This window comes from Arsukibacterium sp., from assembly GCF_033722355.1.
Taxonomy (GTDB): Bacteria; Pseudomonadota; Gammaproteobacteria; order Enterobacterales; family Alteromonadaceae; genus Alishewanella.
This window is the reverse complement of the sequence record NZ_JAWVZF010000232.1, coordinates 1-2,962: the sequence shown is the minus strand read 5'-3', so window position 1 is coordinate 2,962 and position 2,962 is coordinate 1. Positions and strand designations below refer to the sequence as shown.

General features: G+C 46.1%; 4 protein-coding genes and 1 pseudogene. All 5 read right to left on the bottom strand.

Annotated elements, in window-relative coordinates:
- A partial coding sequence (locus R3177_RS14165) for a hypothetical protein (RefSeq protein WP_318971657.1) occupies positions 1-683 on the bottom strand: 683 nt, incomplete at its 3' end.
- A 23-nt stretch (positions 684-706) separates the two neighbouring features.
- On the bottom strand, positions 707-1,468 hold the full coding sequence (atcB, locus tag R3177_RS14160) for a cold adaptation protein AtcB (protein ID WP_318971656.1): 762 nt from the start codon (positions 1,466-1,468) through the stop codon (positions 707-709).
- Positions 1,465-2,106: a cold adaptation protein AtcA gene (gene atcA, locus R3177_RS14155; protein ID WP_318971655.1), complete on the bottom strand. Its 642-nt coding sequence runs from the start codon at positions 2,104-2,106 to the stop codon at positions 1,465-1,467. Before atcA ends, atcB begins: the two co-directional genes overlap by 4 nt.
- A gap of 62 nt (positions 2,107-2,168) precedes the next feature.
- Complete coding sequence (locus R3177_RS14150; protein ID WP_318971654.1) at positions 2,169-2,450, bottom strand: J domain-containing protein; 282 nt, start codon at positions 2,448-2,450, stop codon at positions 2,169-2,171.
- Between the two features lie 127 nt (positions 2,451-2,577).
- Positions 2,578-2,962: pseudogene (locus R3177_RS14145) on the bottom strand (hypothetical protein); the annotation flags it as partial.

Sequence of the window (2,962 nt, the reverse complement as noted above, 5' to 3'; positions counted from 1 at the left end):
GTCGCTTCGGTTTGCAGGGTAAAGAAAGTCTCATTAAACCAGTGCGGTTGCAGCGTAATGCTATGCAAACGCTTTTTTAAATCCTGGCGGACTTTGTCGCCACCGGTCAATGCGCGATAAAACACCACTTCAGCCAGGACTTCTTCTAAGCTGAAATGTTCAAACTCATCAAAATGGCTGTGGACATAAAACTGTTGTTGCAGCAACTTCATCGACTGGCTGCGCCGATGTTCGGTCAATGCCTGCTGATAATACTGCCAGCCAGCCCAGTCTTCAGCGTCAGGCGGGCTTGAAAGCTGCTGCAATAATTGTTCGTCAACGTCACCATACAATGATTTAGTGCCAGCTGACCGGCTGACGGTGCTGAGCATAGTCCAGCCTTTCTGAAATGGTTTTACCAGACCTTCTGGTGCCAGCAATAACACCAGTGCCCGCTGCGGGTCTTTATCCGCGAGCTCCAGCAAGCCAAGACTGACAACACCTATCACATCGTGTGCTGCCTGCTCAAGCAAATGCATTTTATATTTGTTATAAAATTTATCAGCAAACTTCAGGCTCATCAGCACGGCTTTGCTCTTGATTTGCTTAAGCTGCGTGGTGCTTAACTGTTCTGCGGCAACAGCCATGTTAATAACCTGGCTTAAAAAAGGGCCGGTGCCAGCCTCCCGAACGATTAACTGCATGCGTCTTATCCTTTCATTGGGAATTAGTCGAGAAAACTAAACATATCGTCCACTTCAGCAAATTCATCGCTGGCCTGATTTTTCTCTTTTGCCTGCATAACAAGTTCAGTGGCAAACTTATTAATGATGCCTTCCCAGCCTGAGTTTTCATTACGGATAAGCGCCTTAATATTTTGCTCTACCCGGGGCGCTAACTGGCGGATCAGCGCCAGTAAACTACGGGGATCGTCAATACCTAAGCCGTGGGCATCTTCATTCATCTGCCGTTCGGTGTAGCGCACTGCCTCTTCTAAATCTTCCTCTTCTTCATGCAGCATGTCATGCAGGCCCTCATCATCTGCAATGGCCTCACCACGATACAGTTCAATAAAGGGAATAGACAAATAAAACAGGCCGGCCGGATCATCAGCAACGCATTCCAGAATTTCAGCTTGTTTTTCTTCACTGTCCTGAGTGCGGATAAGATAGGTTAAAAAATCAAAAGTATGCTGTTGTAACTCTTCTGCATTATTTTTAATTTTTTCTTCCCAGTACAGGGGCTGCTGACACACAATATCGCGGATCCGCTCTGCGCTCATCAGTTCAGAAATTATTGAGGGAAACGAAATATCATGCTGGCTGTTCATCTGTGTCAGGGTGACAATGTCTATATTTTCAATGACTTCAACTAATTGATCGTCGCTCATCGTATTGGCAATAAGCTCAAATTTTTTGCTGGCCTGTTTAGGTTCAATAACGGCCAGTTCTTTAATCTCGGCAACCGCAATTTCAATCAAATTAGTCATTCAGGTTTCTCTCTGTTAAAGCGAATGTCATCGTATTGGTTGTCATAGCCTGGCTCATCGCTGTCAACCCCATCGTCAAAGCTGTCATCCGGGTCACCATTACTGTAGCCATCACTGTCATAGCGTTCAGTGCTATAGTCGTCACTGCTAAAATCGTCTTCTGGCGCAAAATCGTCCATATCATCAGCATCAGGTCCATGGTCTGTCTTTGCTGAGCGCCGCGGGGTATGTGTGTTGCTGGCAATGTTATCGCCATGTGTCATTAAATACACCACTGCGCAAGCTTCAATCAGCACAGGCTCTGAATAGGCGCGAATGGTTTTCACCAGCTCCAGATCGGCGTTGTTAAACGCAGCGGACACTTTAAACTCGTCCCAGCCAGGCGCTGCCCCAGTGGCTAGCCATTGCTGCCATTTTGCCTGAGCGGCCGGGGGAAACTTTACCCTGCCAAACAGGGCAACCGGCAGATATTCCGGTAAAGATTCCAGCAGTTTCGGATCCCTGAGCAATACCGTTTTCATTTTGGCAGTATATTGCTCAAGCGCCCTGGGCGTTTCAGGGTCAAGATAAGATTCGATATTTTCAGTAGCATCCGTCTGCAGAGCACGAATGCGTGATATGTTTAATTTTGCAGCCATAATGTGATGACGACCCGTCTAAATAAGAAATTTGCAAACATACGTATGATAATAGCAGTTTGTCAGTAGTATTGATCCCATAACTCCTGCATCGCAGCAGCGGGGTCGGTGACAATGACATTATTAAAATCTTTAATAAAAGCGGCTTTTTGTTTTGGATCTGACAGGACGTCATAAGCCTGTTTTACCCGTTGCAACTGCAACGCTGCCAGCTCTTTTTCCTCTTCAGTACTTTCCAGTAATTTATCAGGGTGATAACGGTTTGACAGGCGTTTATAAGCTTTTTTTATATCTTCATCACTGGCATTGGTTTTAACCCCAAGCACACGAAAATGGTTAATCATAGGATATCCCGCAAAACGACGTTAAACAGCAGCACAAAGCGCAATCGACCACTGCTGAACATGGCAATAAGCTTATAATAACAGAAGCCAACGTTGCCACCTAGCAGTGCAGGCTGGCTTTCAGTGATTACTGAATAAACCACTGCGGGCTAATGTCCAGTTGAAATAGCAATGGCGAGAACAGCTTAAAATGTTCAGCGTTGGCCGGACACTGAATATTTTTCAGATACTGACTTTTCCATGGATCGTTAACCAGGTACACCAGCTTGTCTGAAACCGCGACCCCTTCAATTGAGGTATTATCAAGTTTCTCATAAGCCGGGCAGGGAGGGTTGGTATTGGCCGAATAAGTGGGTGCATAGAACTCTAATGACTGAACCAAAGGAGGCTTTTGCCGGCTCAGATCAAGGATCCATAGCTGATTATCATTCCGTGCTGCAGCAAGCAGATAACCCGGATGGCTGCTATCAGGATGCGCCAGGTAATCCAGACCATTAATCGGATGATTACCG